Below are 1,607 nucleotides of genomic sequence, written 5' to 3' on the forward strand. Positions count from 1 at the left end.
TCGCAAGGCGCTAAGGGGCCTGCGCAGTGCGGCGCTGCTACGCGGGGTGCGTGGGCGCAAGGCGGCAGACCTGGACGCACTGGTCGCGGCCATCGGCGCCGTGGCGGACTACGCGTGCGAAAACGCGGCACAGTTGCTCGAACTCGATGTGAACCCATTATTGGTCGGTGCCCATGGCACGACTGCGGTCGACGCGCTTATTCGTCTCGGCCATGTGTGAGGAAGTGAGCATGCAAAGCAAACCTTTGACTGGCGGGCAAACCTTAGTGCGCTTATTGGCCAATTACGGTGTCGACACGGTGTTTGGGATTCCCGGCGTGCACACGCTGGAGCTGTATCGCGGCCTGCCGGGGTGCGGCATTCGTCACGTGCTGACGCGACACGAGCAAGGCGCGGGGTTTATGGCTGACGGCTATGCGCGGGTCAGTGGCAAGCCGGGCGTATGTTTCATCATTACTGGCCCCGGCGTGACCAACGCCGCCACGGCAATTGGTCAGGCGTATGCCGACTCGATCCCGATGCTGGTGATTTCCAGCGTCAACCACACGGCCAGTCTGGGCAAAGGCTGGGGTTGTCTGCACGAAACTCAAGATCAGCGCGCCATGACCGCCCCCATCACGGCCTTTTCCGCCGTGGCATTGAGTGCCGAGGACTTGCCCGAACTGATCGCCCGGGCATACGCGGTGTTCGACAGCGAGCGTCCGCGACCGGTCCATATTTCGATACCGCTGGATGTGTTGGCCGCGCCCGTGACGCGGGACTGGAGTAACGAGGTCGCACGTCGACCGGGTCGCGGCGTGCCGAGTGACGATGTGCTGGAGCGGGCTGTGGCTAAATTGCAGGCGGCCCGGCACCCGATGATCATCGCCGGGGGCGGTGCTTTGCAGGCGGCAGCTGCGCTTGAAGACCTAAGTACGCGGCTGGCCGCGCCGTTTTTCAGTACCGTTGCTGGTAAAGGGTTGTTGCCGCCGCACGCGCCACTCAACGCTGGTGCTACCTTGTGCGTGGAGCCTGGCTGGGCACTGATTGCGCAAGCTGATGTGGTGCTGGCGGTCGGCACAGAAATGGCCGATACCGATTTTTGGCGAGAACGTTTACCGCTGAATGCCGAGTTGCTGCGTGTGGACATTGACCCCCGCAAGTTCAACGATTTTTACCCCTGCGCAGTGGCCTTGCAGGGTGATGCGCAGCACACCGTGAAGGCCTTGCTCAAGCGTCTGCCGCAAACGTCACGCGATGCCAGCACCGCGATAGAGGCGGTTGCCAGCTTGCGCGAAGCGGTCAAAGCCGGGCACGGGCAGTTGCAGTCCATCCACCAAGCGATTCTTGATCGCGTGGCGGCCGAACTGCCGGACAACGCCTTTATCAGCAGCGACATGACCCAACTGGCGTACACCGGCAACTACGCGTTCAGCACAAACGCCCCGCGCAGTTGGCTACACCCTACGGGTTACGGCACTTTGGGGTATGGCTTACCAGCGGGAATCGGCGCCAAGTTCGGCGCACCCAACCGCCCCGGTCTGGTGCTGGTCGGCGACGGCGGTTTTCTTTATACCGCCCCAGAGCTGGCAACGGCGGTAGAGGAGCTGGACAGCCCATTGGTGGTG

Annotated in this window: 2 protein-coding genes; both read left to right on the forward strand. The window is 62.9% G+C overall.

The genetic code is table 11. The features are described from left to right. The coding region (locus tag AQS70_RS09995) for an acetate--CoA ligase family protein (RefSeq protein WP_055102636.1) at positions 1 to 220 on the forward strand (220 nt) is incomplete at its 5' end. 10 nt (positions 221 to 230) lie between these two features. Continuing rightward, the coding region (locus AQS70_RS10000) for a 5-guanidino-2-oxopentanoate decarboxylase (protein ID WP_055102637.1) at positions 231 to 1,607 on the forward strand (1,377 nt) is incomplete at its 3' end.

This window comes from Pseudomonas endophytica (assembly GCF_001411475.1).
Lineage (GTDB): Bacteria > Pseudomonadota > Gammaproteobacteria > Pseudomonadales > Pseudomonadaceae > Aquipseudomonas > Aquipseudomonas endophytica.